18 protein-coding genes and 2 pseudogenes are annotated in these 23,131 nt (G+C 62.9%); 8 read left to right on the top strand and 12 right to left on the bottom strand.

Translation table 11 applies throughout. The features are described from left to right. Positions 1–11: 11 nt before the first annotated feature. From tssC to tssA, 3 genes are read right to left on the bottom strand one after another with little or no spacing between them, the layout of a single operon-like run. Positions 12–1,487 (bottom strand): type VI secretion system contractile sheath large subunit, encoded by a 1,476-nt coding sequence (tssC, locus tag B4I46_RS10530; RefSeq protein ID WP_058540731.1) that lies wholly within the window; start codon positions 1,485–1,487, stop codon positions 12–14. A gap of 25 nt (positions 1,488–1,512) precedes the next feature. Continuing rightward, on the bottom strand, positions 1,513–2,022 hold the full coding sequence (gene tssB / locus B4I46_RS10525; RefSeq protein WP_043860560.1) for a type VI secretion system contractile sheath small subunit: 510 nt from the start codon (positions 2,020–2,022) through the stop codon (positions 1,513–1,515). Between the two features lie 32 nt (positions 2,023–2,054). Then, positions 2,055–3,617, bottom strand: coding sequence for a type VI secretion system protein TssA (gene tssA / locus B4I46_RS10520; protein WP_043860561.1), 1,563 nt, complete (start codon positions 3,615–3,617; stop codon positions 2,055–2,057). Between the two features lie 364 nt (positions 3,618–3,981). Here tssA and B4I46_RS10515 point away from each other — a divergent pair, with 364 nt between their 5' ends. Next, on the top strand, positions 3,982–7,824 hold the full coding sequence (locus B4I46_RS10515) for a sensor domain-containing protein (RefSeq protein ID WP_286900055.1): 3,843 nt from the start codon (positions 3,982–3,984) through the stop codon (positions 7,822–7,824). Between the two features lie 208 nt (positions 7,825–8,032). Then, complete coding sequence (gene glyA, locus B4I46_RS10510; RefSeq protein ID WP_043860563.1) at positions 8,033–9,286, top strand: serine hydroxymethyltransferase; 1,254 nt, start codon at positions 8,033–8,035, stop codon at positions 9,284–9,286. A 142-nt stretch (positions 9,287–9,428) separates the two neighbouring features. Here glyA and yjiA read toward each other — a convergent pair whose 3' ends face one another. The 3 genes from yjiA to B4I46_RS10495 form a co-directional block, all read right to left on the bottom strand. After that, the gene (yjiA, locus tag B4I46_RS10505; protein WP_167400244.1) at positions 9,429–10,412 is read right to left on the bottom strand and encodes a GTPase; all 984 of its coding nucleotides are present in this window, start codon (positions 10,410–10,412) and stop codon (positions 9,429–9,431) included. A gap of 62 nt (positions 10,413–10,474) precedes the next feature. Further along, positions 10,475–10,672: a YbdD/YjiX family protein gene (locus B4I46_RS10500; protein ID WP_043860565.1), complete on the bottom strand. Its 198-nt coding sequence runs from the start codon at positions 10,670–10,672 to the stop codon at positions 10,475–10,477. 18 nt (positions 10,673–10,690) lie between these two features. After that, the gene (locus B4I46_RS10495; protein WP_286900051.1) at positions 10,691–12,757 is read right to left on the bottom strand and encodes a carbon starvation CstA family protein; all 2,067 of its coding nucleotides are present in this window, start codon (positions 12,755–12,757) and stop codon (positions 10,691–10,693) included. Positions 12,758–12,954: 197 nt separating this feature from the next. Between B4I46_RS10495 and B4I46_RS10490 the strand changes: the two genes are divergently transcribed. The 3 genes and pseudogenes from B4I46_RS10490 to B4I46_RS10480 form a co-directional block, all read left to right on the top strand. Then, positions 12,955–13,320, top strand: coding sequence for a PilZ domain-containing protein (locus B4I46_RS10490; protein ID WP_043860567.1), 366 nt, complete (start codon positions 12,955–12,957; stop codon positions 13,318–13,320). 264 nt (positions 13,321–13,584) lie between these two features. Continuing rightward, positions 13,585–15,105, top strand: a complete 1,521-nt coding sequence (locus B4I46_RS10485) for a nucleobase:cation symporter-2 family protein (protein ID WP_043860568.1) — start codon at positions 13,585–13,587, stop codon at positions 15,103–15,105. A gap of 300 nt (positions 15,106–15,405) precedes the next feature. Further along, positions 15,406–15,845, top strand: a pseudogene (locus tag B4I46_RS10480) (transposase); the annotation flags it as partial. A gap of 300 nt (positions 15,846–16,145) precedes the next feature. Here B4I46_RS10480 and B4I46_RS10475 read toward each other — a convergent pair. The 4 genes and pseudogenes from B4I46_RS10475 to radA all read right to left on the bottom strand — a co-directional run bounded on the left by B4I46_RS10475 (position 16,146) and on the right by radA (position 19,237). Then, positions 16,146–16,463, bottom strand: a complete 318-nt coding sequence (locus B4I46_RS10475) for a hypothetical protein (protein ID WP_286900047.1) — start codon at positions 16,461–16,463, stop codon at positions 16,146–16,148. 5 nt (positions 16,464–16,468) lie between these two features. Then, complete coding sequence (locus B4I46_RS25645; RefSeq protein ID WP_156326253.1) at positions 16,469–16,636, bottom strand: colicin E5-related ribonuclease; 168 nt, start codon at positions 16,634–16,636, stop codon at positions 16,469–16,471. A gap of 212 nt (positions 16,637–16,848) precedes the next feature. Further along, positions 16,849–17,778: pseudogene (locus tag B4I46_RS10470) on the bottom strand (ShlB/FhaC/HecB family hemolysin secretion/activation protein); the annotation flags it as partial. 91 nt (positions 17,779–17,869) lie between these two features. Next, a complete protein-coding gene (gene radA / locus B4I46_RS10465; protein WP_286900044.1) occupies positions 17,870–19,237 on the bottom strand; it encodes a DNA repair protein RadA in 1,368 nt (455 codons plus the stop codon). Positions 19,238–19,412: 175 nt separating this feature from the next. Between radA and mscL the strand changes: the two genes are divergently transcribed. Next, positions 19,413–19,826, top strand: a complete 414-nt coding sequence (gene mscL / locus B4I46_RS10460) for a large-conductance mechanosensitive channel protein MscL (RefSeq protein ID WP_054916565.1) — start codon at positions 19,413–19,415, stop codon at positions 19,824–19,826. A 48-nt stretch (positions 19,827–19,874) separates the two neighbouring features. Here the strand turns inward: mscL and B4I46_RS10455 are convergent, their stop codons facing one another. Continuing rightward, on the bottom strand, positions 19,875–20,651 hold the full coding sequence (locus B4I46_RS10455; RefSeq protein ID WP_043860573.1) for a ferredoxin--NADP reductase: 777 nt from the start codon (positions 20,649–20,651) through the stop codon (positions 19,875–19,877). A 246-nt stretch (positions 20,652–20,897) separates the two neighbouring features. Here B4I46_RS10455 and B4I46_RS10450 point away from each other — a divergent pair, with 246 nt between their 5' ends. Then, on the top strand, positions 20,898–21,602 hold the full coding sequence (locus B4I46_RS10450) for an autoinducer binding domain-containing protein (protein ID WP_054916564.1): 705 nt from the start codon (positions 20,898–20,900) through the stop codon (positions 21,600–21,602). 106 nt (positions 21,603–21,708) lie between these two features. Then, on the top strand, positions 21,709–22,833 hold the full coding sequence (locus tag B4I46_RS10445) for a methyltransferase (RefSeq protein WP_286900040.1): 1,125 nt from the start codon (positions 21,709–21,711) through the stop codon (positions 22,831–22,833). Between the two features lie 135 nt (positions 22,834–22,968). Here the strand turns inward: B4I46_RS10445 and B4I46_RS10440 are convergent, their stop codons facing one another. Further along, a complete protein-coding gene (locus tag B4I46_RS10440; RefSeq protein ID WP_043860576.1) occupies positions 22,969–23,124 on the bottom strand; it encodes a DUF2474 domain-containing protein in 156 nt (51 codons plus the stop codon). Between the last annotated feature and the right edge of the window lie 7 nt (positions 23,125–23,131).

Here is a 23,131-nt window from a genome sequence, read left to right as displayed (position 1 = left end):
CGCGCCCCCGCTTACTCTTTATCCAGCTTGCCGACCAGCGACAGGGTGAAGTCGGCGCCCATGTACTTGAAGTGCGGGCGCACGTTGAGGCTGACCCGGTACCAACCCGGCTCCCCTTCCACATCGCTGACGATGATCTGGGCCGCGCGCAGCGGACGACGCCCACGCACCTCGGCGCTCGGGTTCTCCTGGTCGGCCACGTACTGGCGGATCCACTTGTTGAGTTCCAACTCCAGGTCGGTGCGCTCCTTCCACGAGCCCAGCTGCTCGCGCTGCAGTACCTTGAGGTAGTGGGCCAGGCGGTTGACGATCATCATGTACGGCAGCTGGGTACCGAGCTTGTAGTTCAGCTCGGCGGCCTTGCCCTCGGCGCTGATGCCGAAGAACTTGGGTTTCTGCACCGAACTGGCGGAGAAGAACGCGGCGTTGTCACTGCCCTTGCGCATGGTCAGGGAAATGAAGCCTTCCTCGGCCAGCTCGTACTCGCGGCGGTCCGACACCAGCACTTCGGTGGGGATCTTGGTCTCGATCTCGCCCATGCTTTCGAAGTGGTGCAGCGGCAGGTCTTCCACCGCGCCACCGCTCTGCGGGCCGATGATGTTCGGGCACCAGCGGAACTTGGCGAAGCTGTCGGTCAGCTTGGTGCCGAACGCATAGGCGGTGTTGCCCCACAGGTAGTGCTCGTGGCTGTTGGCCACGGTTTCCTTGTAGACGAACGACTTGACCGGGTTTTCCTCCGGGTCATAAGGGTTGCGCAGCAGGAAGCGCGGCACGGTGAGGCCGATGTAGCGCGCGTCCTCGGACTGGCGAAAGCTCTGCCACTTGGCAAACTGCGGGCCTTCGAAGTGGTCCTTGAGATCCTTGAGGTCCGGCAGGCCGGTGAAGCTTTCGAGGCCGAAGAACTTCGGACCGGCAGCGGCGATGAACGGCGCATGGGACATGCACGCGACGCTGGAGACGTACTGCATCAGCTTGACGTCGGGGGAGCTGGGCGACATGAAGTAGTTGGCGATGATCGCGCCCACCGGTTGACCACCGAACTGGCCGTACTCTGCGGTATAGATGTGCTTGTAGAGACCGGCCTGCATGACTTCGGGCGAGTCCTCGAAGTCGTCCAGCAGGTCCTGCTTGGAGACGTTGAGAATTTCGATCTTGATGTTTTCGCGAAAGTTGGTGCGGTCGACCAGCAACTGCAGGCCACGCCAGGCCGACTCCAGCGACTGGAAGTCGGGATGGTGGAGAATCGCGTCCATCTGGCGGCTGAGCTTGGCATCGATCTCGGCGATCATACGGTCGACCATGGCCTTCTTGACCGGTTCGCCGTCGTTGTGCGGCTTGAGCAGCTCTTCGATGAAGGCCGACACGCCGCGCTTGGCAATGTCATAGGCTTCATCGTCGGGCGTCAGGCGGGTTTGCGCGATGATGTTGTCGAGAATGCTGTACTCGCCTTCGGTGCTGCTGGTTTGCTGTGCTGCGCTGGTGCTCATGGTGTTCTTCCTTGACGGGGGAGGCTCAAGCGTCGGTGGTCGGCGTGGCGCTCAGGCCCAGTTCGCCGAGTACGCGGGTGCGCGACTCATCGTCGGCGAGCACGCCTTCGATGGCCTTGCGAAAAGCCGGTGCGTTGCCCAGCGGGCCCTTGAGTGCCACCAGCGCATCGCGCAGTTCCATCAGCTTCTTGAGCTCTGGCACCTGCTCGACCAGGCTGGCCGGGTTGAAGTCCTTCATGGAGTTGACCCGCAGGCTGATGCCCAGCTCATCGCTGGCGCTTTCGTCGTCCTGCAGGCGGTTGGGCACGCTGAGGGTCAGGCTCAACTCCTGCTTGGCGAGCACTTCGTCAAACGTCATCTTGTCGATGCTGATGGGCTTGCGGTCCTCTACCTTGCGTTCGTCCGGACGCTGGGTGTAGTCACCGATCGCGAGCAGCTTCAAGGGCAGTTCGATTTCTTCCTGGGCACCGCCCGTGGCAGGTTTGAACGTGACGTTGATGCGTTCCTTGGGGGCTACCGAGCCTTCTTTGGCCATGGCTTTTCTCCTTGCGTTTGCGGCCCGGGGGCCTAGTCGAGTACCACTTCGAGGTCGAGGTGGCACAGCCTGCGATAAACCTCATCCTTGCGTTCGCGCACGGCGTGGTTCTGCGGCAGCAGCTCACAACAGCTGTGCAGCAGACGCAGTACTTCCAGTGCCAGGTCCGGCTCCCACTGATGCAGGCCGGCCTGTTGCAGTTCGTGATCTAGGGCTTCGAGCTGGGTCTTGGCCAGTTCGTACTTCTTGGCCAGAAAGCACAGCCGCGCCTGGCTGAGCTGCCAGAAAAAGCGCACACGCCCGCCTTGAGCCGCCTGCATGCCCTGCTTGAGTATCTGCACGGCAGGCTTGAGGCCGTCCTTGCGCAGCACGGGCAGCACCGCCTCCAGGGCCAGCTCCCAGGGTGGCAGGCTGGTCGCGAGGTCGGTCTCGACCTTGCGCGGTGCGCTGGTGCTCTGCAGGTGCGGCATGACGCTGGCGTTGATCCAGCCCCGCGTCGCCGGGTCGGCAAACGGCGTGCCGTCATGAAAGCGCAGCTCCACCACCCCGGGCAGGCGCTGCAGCAGTTGCGCGAAGTGGAACTCCACCTCGCGCATGCCCTGCTCGGCGTTGAGCTCCAGCAGGCACTCCCAGACCATGCGCTGGCCGTCGAACCAGAACGGCGACTTGGCCAGGCTGGCCTCGAGCTCCATCAGCAGGTCGGCGTACTGGCCGTTGGCAAAGCGTTCCTGGTAGATCTTCAGGCGGTCGACCGGCAACCCGCGCAGCACGGTCACCTGTTCGGCATTGCGCTCGGGCACCGCGTCGATCTGCAACCACAGCAGCGTGCGGTTGAGGCGCAAGGCGCGCACGTCGGTGGCCTTCTGCTTGAGCCACCAGTTCGATAACGGTCGAGCGCCATCCTGCAGGGTGCGTAACACCTTGTGCGCGTCTTTTTCGCTGTCGACGGGGGCGCCGGGGGTGAGCAACTGGGTGGCGGCCTGCTTGACCTGGGCCACGACCGCGCCCACGGCACCGGGTTCGGGCTGATTGTCGGCAGCACGTTGCACCATGCTCGACAGGCGTCGGCACAACGGCAGCAACAGCGGCGCCTCATCGCCCAGGTGCGTGGTCAGGGCTGCATCGAGCGCCTGCAGGCTGTCGACCAGGCGGCGGAACAGCGCCAGTTGCTCCTTGATCGCGACATTTTCACCCAGTACCTGCTCCAGGCGCGGCACCAGCCAGCCGATGGCCGCGGCCCGCGTGCGTGGCTTGGCCGGGTGCACCTGCGCCCAGTGCTGCTCGCACAGGTGCTGCAACAGCCCCACGCCGGCCAGCAGGCCCGGGAAGGATTCGCGTTGATACAACGCCCACGTCAACCAGGCGGCAACCCGCAGGTCCTTGGACTGTGTGCGCAGCAGCGTCTCGCTGTTCTCGAGCACGCGAAGCCAGTCGATCTGGCCGCTCTCGTGAACGGACTGAGCCTTGTTCAACTCGCCTTCCAGTGCTTCGTACTCACTGGAAAAACGCACGTCCTCGCCCGCAAAACAGTCTGGTGATACAGCCTGCCGGGCAACCTCGTGGTAACGAGCGTGCAACTTGCTTGAGTAGGACATCCTTGGCCTGTAGTTGGACTGCAGGCCCCGCGCCGACCGAAAAAGCCCAGGCGGCACGGGGCCTACCAAAACAGCGTCAAACACCCATCCGTGGGTTCGCTGCCTTAAGTGAGGGGGCACATCCTAGATAGGGAAATGGCACATTGCAATCAACACAGCGTGTGCAATTTGTATCAAAAAGCAGGAAACCATTCCGCTGACGAACAGGACTGGCACTTTGCCACACTTCAAGGCATGCTAGCCGCCCTTCGGGCGTGCAGCTTATAGTGCGCGCCTGGAACCGGGATGCGACAGGACTACCGCACACTGCGCCGCTTGTCGCTGCGTAGCGATCACCTGCCACAGCCTCACGCAGGAACAGCGTTTGACCAATCTGACTCAGCCTTCATCCCCGCGCAAAGCCACGAGTGCGTCCGGTTCGCCCTTGCGTGGCTCGCTCAAAGGCGCGTTGGCCATCCTGGTGCTGCTGTTGCTCGCGCTGCTGTTCTGGCAGGTGTTCGAGCAGTTCCGCCATACCCAGGCCGATCGCCGCCAGCAGAGCCTGGATGCAAGTGCCGAACTGGCCAGCCAGCTCAACCTGAGCCTGGCATTGAACGCGCAAAAAGCCCTCACCCTGCTGCAACCCTACCCCGCCGCACCGGCCGTCACCGACCTGCCGCCGCTGCTCGAACACCTGCACGCACGCCTGCCCGCCCTGCGCAGCCTGGTGTGGGTGGACGCCCAGGGCGCGTTGCTGCGCGACAGCGCGGGCATCAGTGCCGACCGCAAGACGCTCCAGGAGCTGCTGCACCTGGGCCAGGAGCGCCCGTACTACTTCAGCAACAGCGACGACAACAGCCTGGTCTACCTGCTGCTGCAGCACCCCGACAGCGACACCCGTGGCTATTGGCTGCTGCGCCTGGCCCCGGAGTACTACCAGCAACTGAGCCAACCCCTGGACCACGCCGCGCCACCACTGTGGCTGCTGGAAAACAGCCGCACGGCTCAGGTCATCGATCGCCACGCGCCGCCGCTCGATGCGCGCGACGCCAGCATCGAGCCGCCGCAAAGCGTGCTGCTGGCGTACCTGGACAACAGCGACTGGCAACTGCGCGGCCTGTTCGATGCCGCCCACAGCCGCCAGCAACTGCTGCCGGCCTTGATCGGCAAGTGCGTGCTGGGCCTGGTGTGCGCGCTGATCCCGCTGCTGGCGCTGATCAGCATGCGCCGCCGCCACCGCGCCCTGCAGGAAGGTCGGCGACGCTATCAGGACATCTTCGAAGGCACGGGCGTGGCCTTGTGCGTACTCGACCTGTCGGGGCTGACCGAACTGCTGGAACGCCTGCGCTTGCGCAGCACAGCCGAGCTGGCCCAGCGCCTGGCCCAGGATGTATCGCTGCGCCACAGCCTGCTGGGCGAGCTGAAGGTTACCGAAGTCAATCAGGTGGCCCTGCAACTGCTGGGCGCCGGCTGCTGCGAGAGCGCCTGGCAGCGCCTGATCGAAGGCCACTCGCCGGGCGCCGACGGGGTGGGCATGCAGTTGGTCGAGGCAGTGGTGCAGGACCTGCGCCTGCTGGAGCTGGAAGTGCGGCTCAGCGACCCCCAGGGCCAGGACCAGCACCTGTGGCTGATGGTGCGCTTCCCCCAGGCACGGCGTGACTACCAGGCCGTGATCCTGAGCATCAGCGATATCACCAGCCGCAAGCGCGTGGAGCTGTCGCTGCTGGAGCGCGAAAGCTTCTGGTCGGACGTGGTGCGCACCGTGCCCGACCAGCTGTACGTGCAGGATGTGCACAGCCTGCGCATGATCTTCAGCAACCGCCACCTGGGCCAGACCCTGGGCTATTCGCGCAGCGAGCTGGCGCAGATGGGCGAGTACTTCTGGGAGGTGCTGCTGCACCCGCAGGACGCCGAGCTGTTTCGCCAGATGCGCCAGCAGCAGCGCCAGAGCGGCTATGTGGAGCAGTTGCATTGCCAACTGCGTTTTCTTCACCACGACCAGAGCTGGCGACGCTACGACATTCGCGAACAGGCCCTTACCCGCGACCCTGACGGCACGGTGCTGCGCATCATCGGGGTGGGCAAGGACGTCACCGACCAGATCGAGGCGAGCGAATCGCTGCGCGACAGCGAGCAGCGCTACCGCATGCTCGCCGAGAGCATCAGCGACGTGATCTTCTCCACCGACCCGCAGTTGCAGCTCAACTACGTCAGCCCTTCGGTGCAGACGGTACTGGGCTACGACGTGCCGTGGATCTTCGCCAACGGCTGGCAGTCGACCATTGCCAACCCGGCGCAGCTGACCGGCGTGTTCACCCTGTTCGAACGGGTCAAACGGGCCCTCGAGGAACCCGCCGCGCTGGAACGCCTGCGCACCGAGGTGACCACCCAGCTGTTCCTGTTCGACTGTCTGCGCGCCGACGGCCGCAAGATCCCGATCGAGCTGCGCGTGGTACTGGTGTGGGACGAGCACAACCATTTCGAGGGCATCCTGGGCGTCGGCCGCGACATCAGCCAGCAACGCCGCGCCGAGAAAGACCTGCGCATGGCCGCCACGGTGTTCGAGCATTCCACCTCGGCGATCCTGATCACCGACCCGGCCGGCTACATCGTGCAGGCCAACGAAGCCTTCAGCCGGGTCAGCGGCTACGCGGTGAGCGACGTGCTCGACCAGTTGCCGAGCCTGCTAACCGTCGACGAACAGCAGGAAGCCCACCTCAACTACGTGCTCAAGCAACTGCACCAGCGCGGCACCTGGGAGGGCGAGGTCTGGCTCAAGCGCCGCAGCGGCGAGCACTACCCGGCGTGGGTCGGCATCACCGCGGTACTCGACGACGAGGGTGACCTGGCCAGCTACGTGTGCTTCTTCACCGACATCAGCGAGCGCAAGGCCAGCGAACAGCGCATTCACCGCCTGGCCTACTACGACGCCCTGACCCACCTGCCCAACCGCACGCTGTTCCAGGACCGCCTGCACACCGCGCTGCAGCAGGCCGAGCGGCAGAAGGCCTGGGTGGTGCTGATGTTCCTGGACCTGGACCGTTTCAAGCCGATCAACGACTCCCTGGGGCATGCCGCAGGCGATCGCATGCTCAAGGACATGGCCGAACGCCTGCTCGACTGCGTACACGACGACGACACCGTGGCACGCATGGGCGGCGATGAATTCACCTTGCTGCTGCAACCCAAGGCCACCCGCGAAATCGCGCTCAACCGCGCGATCCACGTGGCCGAGCAGATCCTGGGCAGCCTGGTGCGACCGTTCGTGCTGGAGAACCGCGAGTTCTTCGTCACTGCCAGCATCGGCATCGCCCTCAGCCCGCAGGACGGCAGCGAGCTGAGCCAGCTGATGAAGAACGCCGACACCGCGATGTACCACGCCAAGGAGCGCGGCAAGAACAACTTCCAGTTCTACCAGGCCGACATGAACGCCAGTGCGCTGGAGCGCCTGGAGCTGGAAAGCGACCTGCGTCATGCGCTGGAGCAGAACGAATTCATCCTCTACTACCAGCCGCAGTTCAGCGGCGACGGCAAGCGCCTGACCGGTGCCGAGGCCCTGCTGCGCTGGCGCCACCCGCGCCGCGGGCTGGTGCCGCCGGGCGACTTCATCCCGGTGATCGAGGAGCTGGGGCTGGTGGTGGACGTGGGCGACTGGGTCATCAGCGAAGCCTGCCGCCAGCTCAAGGCCTGGCACCAGGCCAAGGTGCGAGTGCCCAAGGTGTCGGTGAACATTTCGGCGCGCCAGTTCTCCGATGGCCAACTGGGCACGCGCATCGCCACCATCCTGGCCGATACCGGGCTGCCGCCGGCGTGCCTGGAGCTGGAACTGACCGAAAGCATCCTGATGCGCGAGGTCAACGAGGCGATGGTGATCCTCGACAGCCTGAAGAATCTGGGGCTGAGCATTGCGGTGGACGACTTCGGCACCGGCTACTCGTCGCTCAACTACCTCAAGCAGTTCCCCATCGACGTGCTCAAGATCGACCGCACCTTCGTCGACGGTCTGCCCGAGGGCGAGCAGGATGCGCAGATCGCCCGCGCCATCATCGCCATGGCCCACAGCCTGAACCTGGCGGTGATCGCCGAGGGTGTGGAGACCCATGAGCAACTGGAGTTTCTGCGCGAGCACGGTTGCGACGAGGTGCAGGGCTACCTGTTCGGGCGGCCGATGCCGGCCAACCAGTTCGAGGCGCAGTTCAGCAACGAAACGTTGTTCATGTTCGAATGACGCATCGCGGGTCAAGCCCGCTCCCACAGGATGTTCTCGGCCCCCGAGAGCGGATACCAGACCTGTGGGAGCGGGCTTGACCCGCGATAAGTTCACACCGAGCCTGAATGAGCCCCGCTTGTCTGCGACATGATGCCCTTTCATATGCCAGACAAAAGCCGATGAGGTAGAATGCCCGCCTATTTCAGCACGATCCTTGAGGACCGCCATGTTCAGCCGTGATTTGACCATTGCCAAGTACGACGCCGATCTCTTTGCCGCCATGGAGCAAGAAGCTCAGCGCCAGGAAGAGCACATTGAGCTGATCGCTTCGGAAAACTACACCAGCCCTGCGGTGATGGAAGCTCAAGGCTCGGTACTGACCAACAAGTACGCCGAAGGCTACCCGGGCAAGCGCTACTACGGTGGCTGCGAATACGTCGACGTGGTCGAGCAACTGGCCATCGACCGCGCCAAGCAGCTGTTCGGCGCCGACTACGCCAACGTGCAGCCGCACGCCGGTTCCCAGGCCAACGCTGCCGTCTACCTGGCCCTGCTGTCGGCCGGTGACACCATCCTGGGCATGAGCCTGGCCCACGGCGGCCACCTGACCCACGGCGCGGCCGTGTCGTCCTCGGGCAAGCTGTACAACGCCATCCAGTACGGCATCGACGCCAACGGCCTGATCGACTACGACGAAGTCGAGCGCCTGGCGGTCGAGCACAAGCCGAAAATGATCGTGGCCGGTTTCTCGGCCTACTCGCAGGTGCTGGACTTCCCGCGCTTCCGCGAAATCGCCGACAAGGTCGGTGCCTACCTGTTCGTCGACATGGCCCACGTGGCTGGCCTGGTCGCCGCTGGCGTGTACCCGAACCCGGTACCGTTCGCCGACGTGGTCACCACCACCACCCACAAGACCCTGCGCGGTCCACGTGGCGGCCTGATCCTGGCCCGTGCCAACGCCGACATCGAGAAGAAGCTGAACTCCGCCGTATTCCCGGGCGCCCAGGGCGGCCCGCTGGAGCACGTGATCGCGGCCAAGGCGATCTGCTTCAAGGAAGCGCTGCAGCCTGAGTTCAAGGCCTACCAGCAGCAAGTGGTGAAGAACGCCCAGGCCATGGCCGGCGTGTTCATCGAGCGCGGCTTCGACGTGGTGTCGGGCGGTACTGAAAACCACCTGTTCCTGCTGTCGCTGATCAAGCAGGAAATCTCCGGCAAGGACGCAGACGCTGCCCTGGGCAAAGCCTTCATCACCGTCAACAAGAACTCCGTGCCAAACGACCCACGCTCCCCGTTCGTCACTTCCGGCCTGCGCTTCGGCACCCCGGCCGTGACCACTCGCGGCTTCAAGGAAGCAGAGTGCAAGGAACTGGCGGGCTGGATCTGCGACATCCTGGACGACCTGAACAACGAAGCGGTGATCGACGCCGTTCGCGAGAAGGTCAAGGCCATCTGCGCCAAGCTGCCGGTGTACGGCAACTGATCGCAGGTACCTGATGTGAAAAAGCCCGGCTCCCAGCCGGGCTTTTTTGTGGCATCGCGGGTCAAGCCCGCTCCCACAGGATTTCATAGCCCTCCAGATGGGTAGTAAACCTGTGGGAGCGGGCTTGACCCGCGATGGGCCCTCAGGGGCGACCCAAGGCCTCGAACCCCTCGCGAATCTTCGCCTCGGGCAGGTCATCGGCAATGAACACCATCACACTCTCGCGCTGTTCGCCTTCGGCCCACTCGGTATCCCAGTCGAAGCCATAGAGCTTCAGCACGCCCTGAAACACCAGCCGCCGATCCTCGCCAGCAATGTTCAATACGCCCTTGTAGCGCAACAGCTGCTTGCCATGCGCCTCCAGCAATTGGTTCATGAACTCGCTCAGCCGGTCGATATCCAGCGGCACATCGGTACGCAGCACCATGCTGGAGATCCGGTCCAGGCTGTTGCCCGCCGCCACAACAGGCCGCAGGTTGAGGCTGGCGTTGAGGTTGAACCCGCGCACATCCAGCAGCTCGGCCAGGTCGATCCTGCCGTTGTCCACCACACGGATCGGCGCACGTCGGTTGATCCGCGCCAGGCGCTGGCTCAAAGCCTCGAACGCGGCCGCATCGACCAGGTCGGTCTTGCTCACCAGCAGGCGATCGGCAAACCCGACCTGGGCCTGGGCGATGGTCTGGGTCAGGTGCAGGTCGGCATGCGCGGCATCCACCAGGGTGATGATGCCGTCGAGGATGTAGCGCTCGCGCAGCTCTTCGTCGATGAAGAAGGTCTGCGCCACCGGTGCCGGGTCGGCCAGGCCGGTGCACTCGATCACCAGCCGGTCGAAGGCGATTTCGCCGCTGTCCAGACGCTCCAGCAGCAGGAACAGCGCCTTGGTCAGGTCGGTGTGGATGGTGCAGCACACGCAGCCGTTGGCCAGGGTCATGACCTGCACCGGTTCGTCGCCCAGCAGTTGGGTGTCGATGCCGGCGTCGCTGAACTCGTTTTCGATCACGGCGATTTTCAGGCCGTGCTCGGCCTTGAGCAGGTGACGCAGCAAGGTGGTCTTGCCGGCCCCCAGAAAACCGCTGAGCACGGTGACGGGAATGGGTTGCACGGAAAATCTCCTGAACACTGAAATGACTGTGGGAGCCCGGCTGCCCGGGCTCCCACAGGTTTGTCACACGCGGGCGGTGCCGTCTTTCAACAGCACTTGGGCCCGCCCTTGCCGCCGTAGCGCGCCTCCTGGCGTTCCCGGAAGAACTCCTCGTAGGTCATCGGCGGCAGGTCGGGGTGCCGGGTTTGCATATGCTCGACGTAATTGTCGTAGTCGGGCATGCCGACCATCAGGCGGGCTGCCTGCCCCAGGTACTTACCCAGTCGACCGAGATCGTTGAACATGTCTGCAATCCTCTTGGTTTACGCGTCCGGCAAGGCCTGGAACGGCGATTCCTTGTCGGTACGTTCTTTCTTGTTCAAGGCGCGGATACCGACCTTGAGCGCGAAGAACAGGATGCTGAACACCACGAACAGGAACAGCGCGGTCAGCGTCGCGTTGGTGTACGCGTTGAAGATCACGTGCTGCATCTGCGCGATGTCCTTGGCCGGGGCCAGTACCTGACCGGCGTCCAGCGCCGCGCTGTACTTGTTGGCCAGGGCCAGGAAGCCCACCGCCGGGTTCGGGTCGAACAGCTTGATGAAGCCTGCGGTGGTGGTGCAGATCAGCAGCCATACCGCCGGCACCAGGGTGACCCACATGTACTGCTGGCGCTTCATCTTGATCAGCACCACGGTGCCGAGCATCAGCGCGATACCGGCCAGCATCTGGTTGGAGATGCCGAACAGCGGCCACAAGGTGTTGATGCCACCCAGCGGGTCGATCACGCCCTGGTACAGCAGGTAGCCCCACAACGCCACACAGCCGGCGGTGGCGAGCAGGTTGGCGCCCCACGACTCGGTGCGCTTGAGCGCCGGCACGAACGAGCCCAGCAGGTCCTGCAGCATGAAGCGCCCGGCACGCGTACCGGCGTCTACCGCAGTGAGGATGAACAGGGCTTCGAACAGGATCGCGAAGTGGTACCAGAACGCCATGGTGTTTTCACCCGGTAGTACCTGGTGCAGGATCTGTGCGATACCCACCGCCAGGGTCGGCGCACCACCGGCACGGGCCAGCACGGTGTGCTCGCCGATGTCCCGGGCGACCGCCTCGAGCTGCTCGGGGGTGATGGCAAAGCCCCAACTGCTGACTGTCTGCGCCACCGACACCACGTCGGCACCGACCACCGCGGCCGGGCTGTTCATGGCGAAGTACACGCCCGGCTCGATCACCGAGGCGGCAACCATGGCCATGATCGCGACGAACGACTCCATCAGCATGCCGCCATAGCCGATGTAGCGGGCGTTGACTTCGTTGTCCAGCAGCTTGGGCGTGGTGCCCGAGGAGATCAGCGCATGGAAGCCCGATACCGCGCCACAGGCGATGGTAATGAACAGGAACGGGAACAGGGTGCCCTTCCACACCGGGCCGGTGCCGTCGGTGAATTGGGTCAGCGCCGGCATCTTCAGCTCGGGCGCCAGCACCAGGATGCCGATGGCCAGGGCAATGATGGTACCGATCTTGAGGAAGGTAGAGAGGTAGTCACGCGGCGCCAGCCCCAGCCATACCGGCAGCACGGCGGCGACGAAGCCATAGCCCACAAGCATCCAGGTGATCTGCACGCCGGTGAAGGTGAACGCCGGGCCCCACACCGGATCGGCGGCCACCAGGCCCCCCAGCCAGATGGACAGCAACAGCAGCACCACACCGATCAGCGAGATCTCGCCGATGCGGCCCGGGCGGATATAACGCATGTACACGCCCATGAACATCGCGATGGGGATGGTCGCCATCACCGTGAACATGCCCCATGGGCTTTCGGCCAGGGCCTTGACCACGATCAGCGCCAGCACCGCAAGGATGATGATCATGATCAGGAAGCAGCCGAACAGGGCGATGGTGCCGGGAATGCGGCCCATTTCCTCACGCACCATGTCGCCCAGCGAGCGACCGTTGCGGCGGGTGGACAGGAACAGGATCATGAAGTCCTGCACTGCACCGGCCAGTACCACGCCGGCGATCAGCCAGAGCGTACCGGGCAGATAGCCCATCTGCGCAGCCAGTACCGGGCCCACCAGCGGGCCAGCGCCGGCGATGGCCGCGAAGTGGTGACCGAACAGGATGTGCTTGTTGGTCGGCACATAGTCCAGACCATCATTGTTGAGCACCGCCGGGGTGGCCCGGCGCGGGTCCAGCTGCATCACCTTGGTGGCGATGAACAGACTGTAGTAACGGTAGGCGACCAGGTAGAGGGCTACCGAGGCAACCACAATCCACAAGGCGTTGATCGCTTCGCCACGGCGCAGGGCAACCACACCCAGCGCACAGGCCCCCAGGACTGCCAGCAGCAGCCACGGTATATGGCGTAGCAGGCTATTATTGTTGTTCATGGTTTGCTTCCAGCTAGTGGATATGAAAGACCGCCCATCGAGTCTAGGGCGAGTCTTGGCGCATTGCCATACTTGCTTTGGTCTAGAGCCTGCAGCCCCGCCCACAGTCTCGTTATGCGCGTTCGCGATCATGCTGGCAAGCCCTGAGCTATAGTCAGTCAGGTTCCAGCCAGGTTCTACTGCAAAGGGCCTTCACCATGAGCGATCACCCAGAACGCCGGCGCTTCCAGCGCATACCCTTCGATGCACCGACCGAACTGCTCCAGGGCGAACGACGCTGGCCGGTCAACCTGCTCGACCTGTCGCTCAAGGGCCTGCTGATCGAGGCGCCCAAGGCCTGGGACGCCGACCTCGAGCGGCCGTTCGCTGCGCAGATACGCCTGGGTGAAGAGGCGCTCGTCACCATGACGGTGGAACTGCGCCATGTCGACGATACCCAGCTGGGGTTTATCTGCGAGCACATCGACCTCGATTCGCTGGAGCACTTGTGCCGCCTGGTGGAGCTCAACCTGGCCGATCGCACCGAACTGGAGCGCGAATTCCATCAACTCATCGACATTTGAAATCTTTTAGCCCGCTACCGACCTGACCCCGCCCCGCCTTCCTGTCCACCCAGACAGCTTTCAAACAGCCGTTCATGCCACCGGACCCAGCCCTGGCGGGCCTGGTGCTGCGTGTTGGAACGATAACTGCATCCACGCCTGCACCCAAACCAATGACCTGACTGTTCCTGTGCCAATCTAAAAATTGTATACAATTGTTCTGGCAATGAATGGCACGAGTTGTCTACAGTAGCGCCACAACAATAAAACAGAGAACCTGCTCCCATGACTACGTCCTCCCCCGACACGTCCACGGCATCACGTCCTGAAGACGAGAACCTGGGGCTCGGCGCCAACCTGGCGTACGGGCTGCAACACGTACTCACCATGTACGGCGGTATCGTCGCGGTACCGCTGATTCTCGGCCAGGCGGCCGGCCTGGGCCCGGCCGACATCGGCCTGCTGATTGCCGCATCGCTGTTTGCCGGTGGCCTGGCGACCCTGCTGCAGACCCTGGGCCTGCCGTTCTTCGGTTGCCAGTTGCCGCTGGTACAGGGCGTTTCGTTTGCCGGCGTGGCCACCATGGGCGCGATTCTCAGCAGCGAGGGCGGCGGCGGCCTGCCGGGGGTGCTGGGCGCGGTGATGGCGGCCTCGTTGATCGGGTTTCTGATCACCCCGGTGTTCTCGCGCATCACCAAGTTCTTCCCGCCACTGGTGACCGGCATCGTGATCACCACCATCGGCCTGACCCTGATGCCGGTCGCGGCGCGCTGGGTCATGGGCGGCAACAGCAAGGCACCGGACTTCGGCAGCATGTCCAACATCGGCCTGGCGGCGGTGACCTTCCTGATCGTGCTGATACTGAGCAAGCTGGGCAGCGCGGCGATCTCGCGGCTGTCGATCCTGCTGGCGATGGTGTTCGGCACCCTGATCGCCTGGTCGCTGGGCATGGCTGATTTCAGCAAGGTGCTCGAAGGTCCGCTGGTGGCCTTCCCTACCCCGTTCCACTTCGGCATGCCGACCTTCCATATCGCGGCCATCCTGTCGATGTGCATCGTGATCATGGTGACCCTGGTGGAAACCTCGGCCGACATCCTCGCGGTAGGTGAGATCATCGACACCAAGGTCGACTCCAAGCGCCTGGGCGATGGCCTGCGTGCCGACATGGCCTCGAGCATCCTGGCGCCGATCTTCGGTTCGTTCACCCAGAGCGCATTCGCCCAGAACGTCGGCCTGGTGGCCGTGACCGGGGTGAAGAGCCGCTACGTGGTGGCTACCGGTGGCGTGATCCTGGTGGTGCTGGGCCTGCTGCCGATCATGGGCCGGGTGATTGCCGCCGTACCGACCTCGGTACTGGGTGGCGCGGGGATCGTGCTGTTCGGCACCGTGGCGGCCAGTGGTATCCGCACGCTGTCCAAGGTGGACTACCGCAACAACATGAACCTGATCATCGTGGCCGCCTCACTGGGCTTCGGCATGATCCCGATTGCCGCGCCCAACTTCTACGCGCAGTTCCCGAACTGGTTCGAGACCATCTTCCACTCCGGCATCAGCTCGTCGGCGATCATGGCGATTCTGCTGAACCTGGTGTTCAACCACTTCAAGACCGGCAACTCCGATCATCAGTCGGTGTTCGTGGCCGCCTCCGAGCGCACGCTGAACTACTCGGACATTTCCGGGCTGCGTGACGGCGACTACTTCGAAGACGGCAAGCTGTTCGATGCCGAGGGCAAGGAGATTCCGTTGCTGGAGAAGGATGAGCATGGGGGGCAGGTAGTGAGGCGAGAGACGGTGGCTGAGCATTGATAGTGCTCGGTTGATGAGGAAGGGCTGGTGCACGTGCACCGGCCCTTTTTGTGTGTGCCTGTTGGCCATCGGAAAGCGACTGAGTGTGGGCGCACCGAGGCGGGAAGGCCTGACGGCACAAGCATGGTCTCTCTGTGATCATCCGCGCCCTCGATACCCCTTCAAAGGACGCACACATGGCATGTATGCCCAGCCACCCTGTTGTTCCTCGTACCGCTCGCCTGCTGGACGCGGCCCTGACCGTCATGGGCTGCATGCCGGCAACGCGCTGGCCGACAGTGCCGACCTATCCCAGGCGCTGGCGTCGATGCTGAGTCCGGCCTGGTTCATCACGTCCATGGCACCGCAGCCAATGTGGCCGATGTCACACAGGTCGCCGAGCTGTTGCATGGCGAAGAAAGCACGGTGTATGCAGACGCCGGATACACCGGTGTCGAGAAGCGCGAAGAGCATGAAAGTCGTGAGTAATCTGGCAAGTCGCCGCGCGCCGCAGCACGTATTCCAAGCTGAACAAACGCAGCCTGCTTTACAAAGCCAAGCGCAAAATTGAGTACTGCAAAGCTCAGGCACGGGCCAAGGTTGAGCATCCGTTTCGGGTGATCAAACGGCAATTTGGTTACGTGAAAGTGCGCTTTCGAGGGCTGATGAACAACACGGCTCAGTTGACCACGCTGTTCGCTCTGTCGAACCTGTGGATGGCTCGAAAAAAGCTAATGAGTATGGGCGAGTTACGCGCGTAACACGGAAGACCGGGCGACAAAGCCCTCAAAACGCTGTGCCTGGGACTTTCTTTCGGCAATCAGCGCCACGCGCCGCAGAATGCTTGGCCTGCCGCCGCCTTTCGGCAAGTTGATCGGAGCATCCTTAGGTGATCCCGATAACAACCGCCAGGCTTCGGAACAGGATTACCAGCCATATCCTTTAAGGTACCCGTAATATCACTATCCTTGAAATTATTAAGAATATTGTCAATTTTTCCGACAGCTCTTTTTTGGCCTTGACTCAGCGTAGCCAGAGTGTCTGCAGCCCCTTTTGCACCGTCAAACTTTAACTAAAACGAACTCCAATAGCGTATCAGGGTCTGAAATCATACTTAGGAAGTACTTGGCCGATTTTCTAGACTCAGCCGGGAATAGCTCTCCGGCAGTCATAGCCAGGGCAGAAAAATCCGCAATACAATCCATGTCAGGCACTCTTTTATCTCCAATGACTTTAAACCCCTCGATTCCGAGTACGGCTGCATCGTGTTCATCGCAAAAAACTAGTAATTTATGCCCATCAATTAAGTTAAATAAAGGCGTTTCACCCCAAAGCCTAGTGGGCTCCGGCCCCGCACCCAGAAATACAAATTCGTTCATTACATTTAGCCCCATGGCGCGACCCAATTTTTATCATTCTTATCCGATATCTGCACGATCGCACCAGTCCGGTCATTCCGCACAACGTAAGAACCATCTTTGGCTACATAACCAGTTGCGGGATCATTGAGTCTGGTACCAGAAGCCGGATCGAAATCTCGCCATCCAAATATTGCATCACCCCTCTACAATCGACAGGCATTGATCAGACACAATAAGACTAAGTCCACAACCACCAAAATCCAGGTATATCCCAACGTAACCTTCGTCAACATTCTTAATTCTGTACCCGTACACGGCCAAAATCTCTAACCCCAAAAATTATCTAGACCATTTAACGATCTAATCGGGTAGGCAAAATCATCACTAATTGCTGACAACTCTAGCCATTGCCCTGGCCGAGCGCACGGTACTCGCTTTCGCTATAGCTGTAGGTGAAGTTCCACCAGCCCCACGGCAGGTTGTAAAACAGCACGCCGTTCTTCGAACCGACAGCGTGGTCACTGACCACATCGTGGCCACCGCGCAGCACCAGTTGGTCGGCCAGGCCCAGCGGGCTGCCCCATTCGAAGCCCAGGTTGACCTGCTGCTCGCCGGTGCTCTTCTGCCCGTTGTTGTTGCGCGAGATCGCTGCGCGCCAGGGTTTCTGTGCGGTATTGCGCACCAGCACGGTACTGCCTCCTACGGCAGCACCGGGGCTCAGTTCCATCTGTGCTTTGTTCGACAACAAGCGATTGAGCTGGTCGACCATCTGTTCGATTTCACGCAGGTTGACCGGTTCGCCTTCACGGCCAGGAAAGGTCATGCCCAGATCGCGTGCGGACAGTTGACTGTCATCGGCACCGCGCAGACCTTCCAGTCGCCCTTCCACCACCAGCACCTGCAGGTGTCCTGAGGACAGGTCCTGTTGCTGCAGGTAGGCGCGGCTGGTCACCCAGCCCTTGTCGATGTAGAGGTTGGTGATGGCTTTGAGCACTTCATTGAGCTGGGTAACGCCCAGGCACTGGCCGATGTAGGGCTGTAGCACGCGGCTGCGCTGGGCGCTTGAGAGGCTGTCGGCGCCCTTGAGCTCGATGGTGTCGATCTGAAAGCAGCGGGAATCGGCCGGCGCCGGTGCAGTCTGGGTAGGGGCGGTGCTGCCAGGCAGCTCCTTGAGTTCCTGCAGGCGCCGCTGCTGCTCTTCAAGCAACCGCCCCTGACGCTCGCGAATCAGTTCCTGGTCACCCGGCAAGCTTGCGGCCGATGCAGGGCCAGCAAGGATGCCCAACAACAGCCAGAAGCAGGACAGCTTTGTGCCAGACACCAAAAACGCCATCTTCCCATCCCTGGAAGCAAAAAACGAAGGCGCGATAGTAGAGAGACAGAACTATGGCGTCAATTTGCCATCATGGCAAATTGATTACATTTTATTCAAACAACGCATCCAACGCCTGCTCCAGGCGCGTCACCGCAATCACCTGCAGCCCCGGCGGCGCTTCCTTGGGCGCGTTGCCCTTGGGCACGATGGCGCGCTTGAAGCCGTGCTTGGCGGCCTCCTTCAGGCGCTCCTGCCCGCTCGGCACCGGGCGCACTTCACCGGACAGGCCCACCTCGCCGAACACCAGCAGGTCGTGTGGCAGCGGGCGGTTGCGCAGGCTCGACATCACCGCCGCCATCAAGGCCAGGTCCGACGCGGTCTCCAGTACCTTGACCCCGCCCACCACGTTTAGGAACACATCCTGGTCGTGGGTGGGGATGCCGCCATGGCGATGCAGCACCGCCAGCAACATGGCCAGGCGGTTCTGGTCCAGGCCCAGGGTCACACGGCGCGGGTTGGCCATGTGGCTTTCATCCACCAGCGCCTGCACCTCCACCAGCATCGGCCGGGTACCTTCCCAGGTGGCCATCACCACGCTGCCCGGCACTTCCTCCTGTGCACGGGTCAGGAAGATCGCCGACGGGTTGGAGACTTCCTTGAGGCCGCGGTCGGTCATGCCGAACACGCCCAGCTCGTTGACCGCACCAAAGCGGTTCTTCACCGCGCGCAGCAGGCGCAGGCGACCGTCGGACTCGCCCTCGAAATACAGCACGGTGTCGACCATGTGTTCCAGTACCCGCGGCCCGGCCAACGCGCCCTCCTTGGTCACGTGGCCGACCAGGAAGATCGCCGTGCCGCTCTGCTTGGCAAAGCGCACCAGCAAGGCGGCACTCTCGCGTACCTGCGACACGCCACCGGGCGCCGACTGCAACTGTTCGGTGAAGATGGTCTGGATGGAGTCGATCACCATCACCTTGGGCTTTTCGACCCGCGCGGTGGCAATGATGGTTTCGATGCAGGTCTCGGTCATCACCCGCAACTGATCCTGCGGCAGGCCCAGGCGACGGGCACGCATGGCCACCTGCTGCTGGGATTCTTCCCCGGTGACGTACAACGCCGGCATGCGCGTGGCAATGTTGCACAGGGTCTGCAGCAGGATGGTGGACTTGCCGATGCCCGGGTCACCACCAATCAGCACCACCGATCCATCGACCAGGCCGCCACCGAGCACGCGGTCCAGCTCGGCGCTGGCGGTGCTGAAACGCGGGATCTCCTCGACACTGACCTCGGCCAGGGTCTTGATCTGCGCCTGTTGCCCGGCCCAGCCGGTGCGCCCGGCAGGCGCCGCAGCGCCGCCACTTTCGATCATGGTCTCGACCAGGGTGTTCCACGCGCCGCATTCGCCGCACTGGCCCGCCCACTTGGGAAAGGTCGCGCCGCACTCGGTGCAGCCGTACATGCGCTTGGCCTTGGCCATGGGGCAGTCTCCTGGAAAAAGGGGCCATGATAGCCGAGCCGACCCAGCTGCGGGGCGCCGCCTGGGCGACAAAACTATTCGGCATAGCCGGGGTCTTTTACTGCAACGCGGAGCATGAAGCGCATAGCTGATTTACACTGCGATGACCAATCTCATCTGTTACAGGGAATAAACCATGGGCGTGATCAGTGAATTCAAGGCCTTCGCGGTCAAGGGCAACGTGGTCGACATGGCCGTCGGTATCATCATCGGCGCCGCGTTCGGCAAAATCGTTTCATCGTTTGTTGGCGATGTGGTGATGCCACCCCTGGGCCTGCTGATCGGTGGAGTGGACTTCAGTGATCTGGCGGTGGTGCTCAAGGCGGCCGAGGGTGACGCGCCGGCGGTAGTGCTGGCCTATGGCAAGTTCATCCAGACGGTGATCGACTTTCTGATCGTGGCCTTCGCGATCTTCATGGGCGTGAAGGTGATCAACCGCCTCAAGCGCGAAGAAGCGGTGGCCCCGACCCTGCCGCCGGTACCCACCAAGGAAGAAGAACTGCTGGGCGAAATCCGCGACCTGCTCAAGGCGCAGAACCAGCAGCCCTGAACCGGGCCTGCCTGACCGTAACGGCGCCTTCGGGCGCCGTTGTGCTGTCTACCAGTAGTTTTCCACCGCCACCTGGCCCGGCCGGCGGCTGAGGCTCAGCTGAAGATCACGTGCCTTGAGCACCTGGCGGGTGTCGTCGATCATCTGCGGATTGCCGCAGAGCATCACCCGCGAATGTTCGGGGGTCAGCGCCAGGCCGGCCGCACGCTCCAGTTCGCCGTTCTCGATCAGGGTGGTGATACGCCCGTTCAGCGCACCCGGGTGTTGCTCGCGGGTGACCACCGGAATGAACTGCAGCTTGCCCGCATGTTCGGCCAGGTAGTCGCGCTGCTCCAGGCCGGCGATCTCCTGCTGATAGGCGAGCTCCCTGGCTTCGCGCACCGAATAGACCAGCTTGATGGTGTCGAACCGCTCCCAGGCTTCGAAGTCCTGCAGTATCGACATGAAGGGCGCAATGCCGGTACCGGTCGCCAGCAACCACAGGTCCCGCCCGTCGGCGAAGCGATCGAGGGTCAGGAAACCGAACGCCTGGCGGTCGATCAACAGTTGGTCACCCTCGCGCAGCCGGCTCAGCTCACTGGTGAACTCGCCGCCGGGCACGACGATCGAGAAAAAGTCCAGGTACTCGTCGAACGGCGACGAGACCATCGAGTACGCCCGCCACACCACGCTGCCATCGGCACGGGTCACGCCCAGGCGAGCAAACTGGCCAGCCCGGAACCGAAAACCGGGATCACGGGTTACGCGCAGGCTGAACAGGTTGGGGGTCAGCGGCTGGACATCGAGCAGGGTCTGGCGGGTGAACTTCTCCGCACTGGCAGTCATGGTGTGCTCCACAATTCAGGTAAACACAGTGTCGCGCAAAGCTGACGGGATAAACACCGCCGCGATGTAATGGCATTACGCTCATGTGTTTCAACCACGTAACAAAACATGTAACGCGGGTTGTACAACCCTATTTTTATGTAGAGCACTGGAACATTTCTATAGCAAAAAAAACCTAGAACAACGTGCGACTTTTCCTACACTCGATCCAGGGTGACTAAATTGCAAAGGTGCACGGAGGCTCAAATGCCATATTGGAAGCAGGAGCAATTGCAACAACTGACGCAGGAGGAAAACCAGCAACAGATGTTTGCCACTGCACTGTCACTGGCCGAGCAACTGGACATGGAGTTTCTGGCATACCGCCTGAACGGCAGGACGGTCGCCGAAGGCCCGCAGGTCATGATGTTCAACAACTACCCGGCCGAATGGAACGAGCTCTACAAGAAGAACGAGTACGAGCGCATCGACCCGGTGCTTGTGCATTGCCATCATTCGAACATGCCGGTGCTGTGGTCCCCGCAGTTGTACAGGCAAGCCCCCGAGTTGCGACAGACGGCGTGCGAACATGGCCTGTGCCATGGTTGGAGCCAGGGCACCCAGGACCTGCGCGGCAACGAAAGCGTGCTGTGCGTATCACGCCGGCAGGGCGAAGTGAGCATGGCGGAACTGTACGAAAAGTCGGCCCAGACCCTGTGGCTGTGCAACCTGCTGCACACCCTGATGGTTGCCAAGTTGCATCCGCCCAAGGCCCGTTTGCAGGCACTCTCGCCCCGAGAACGCGAGGTGCTGCAGTGGACCGCTGCCGGCAAGACCGCCGAAGACATCAGTTGCATCCTCACGCTGTCCAGAAGCACGGTCAATTTTCATATCCGCAGCATCACCAGCAAACTCAACACCACCAACAAGACCAGCGCGGTCGCCATCGCCACCCAGTACGGGTTGATCTGAGGTTCTGCTCGCCACCCCCCCCTCCCCACCTGCAAAAACGCTGTAGAATCTGCGCCCGTCCAGCGCCAAGCCCCAGCGCGCGCGCCAAAGCCCAGAGCCCTACGCCATGCCCCTGTTGATCACCCCCTTCGCCGAGCTCGAGCTGCTTCGCCAGCCCGAATACGCCAACGACCCCTTGCAGGCCTTCGACGCGGCCGACGAGTACCTGCTCGAACACCTGGCCGCGCAGGCGCTGCCTGCCACGAGCCGGGTACTGGTACTCAACGACAGCTTCGGCGCGCTGGCCATCAGCCTGCGCGCCCATGCCCAGGTGCTGGGCAGCGGCGACTCCTACCTGGCCCGGCTGGCACTGGAGAAGAACCTGGTGCGCAATGGCCAGGCATTCGACAGCGTGCCCTTCATCGCCGCCAGCCAGCATTGGCAGGGGCCGTTCGACCGGGTGCTGGTGCGCGTACCCAAGACCCTGGCGCTGCTCGAAGAGCAGTTGATCCGGCTGCAGGGCCAGTTGGCACCCGGCGCGCAGGTAATCGCCGGGGCGATGATCAAGCACCTGCCACGGGCAGCCGGCGACCTGCTGGAGAAGTACATCGGCCCGGTGCAGGCATCGCTGGCGCGCAAGAAGGCGCGCCTGCTGATCGCTACGGCCGAGCCCAGGGCGGCGGCAGCCTCGCCCTACCCCACCCGTTATAAGCTGGAGCAACCACCGCTGGAGCTGGTGAACCACGCCAATGTGTTCTGCCGCGAAGGGCTGGATATCGGTACCCGTGCCTTCCTGCCACATCTGCCCCGCGACCTGGGCGATGCGCGGGTGGCCGACCTTGGCTGCGGCAACGGCGTGCTGGGCATCGTCAGCGCGCTGGCCAACCCGCAGGCGCACTACACCCTGGTGGACGAGTCGTACATGGCGGTGCAGTCGGCCGAGCAGAACTGGCAGGCGGCGCTGGGCGAGCGAGCCGTGACGGTGCGCGCCGACGACGGGCTGGCCGGGCAGGCGCCGCAGTCGCTGGACGTGGTGCTGTGCAACCCGCCGTTTCACCAGCAGCAGGTGGTGGGGGACTTTCTCGCCTGGCGCATGTTCCAGCAGGCACGCGAGGCACTGTTGGTGGGCGGGGCGCTGTACATCGTGGGCAATCGGCACCTGGGCTATCACAGCAAGCTGGCGCGATTGTTCCGGGGAGTGGAGCAGGTGGCAGCCACGCCGAAGTTCGTGGTGCTCAAGGCGCGCAAGTAGGCCGGGTACGGAGCCGACACCTTCGCCGGCAAGCGGCTCCTGCGCCAGGCGGCCGGGGCAGGCAAAAAAAACCCTGCGCAGCTCACGCGGCGCAGGGTGTAAACCCGCCCAGGGCGGGATGGGAAATACCTTGGCTCAGTGGGTACTCAAGCCCGCCGCCGCCATGAACATCCGCATCAGCCAGGCCACCACGGCCAGGCTTGCCACGCTCACTGCCCAGATCAGCAGCAGCCAGCCCAGGCGCTGCATCAGCGGCTTTTTCTCCGGTTCGAAGGTGTCTTTGCCAGTCATTGCCAGG

The sequence above is a fragment of the Pseudomonas sp. UBA7500 genome, from assembly GCF_002478435.1.
Taxonomy (GTDB): Bacteria; Pseudomonadota; Gammaproteobacteria; order Pseudomonadales; family Pseudomonadaceae; genus Aquipseudomonas; species Aquipseudomonas palmensis.
This window is presented reverse-complemented; position numbering and strand designations above follow the sequence as displayed.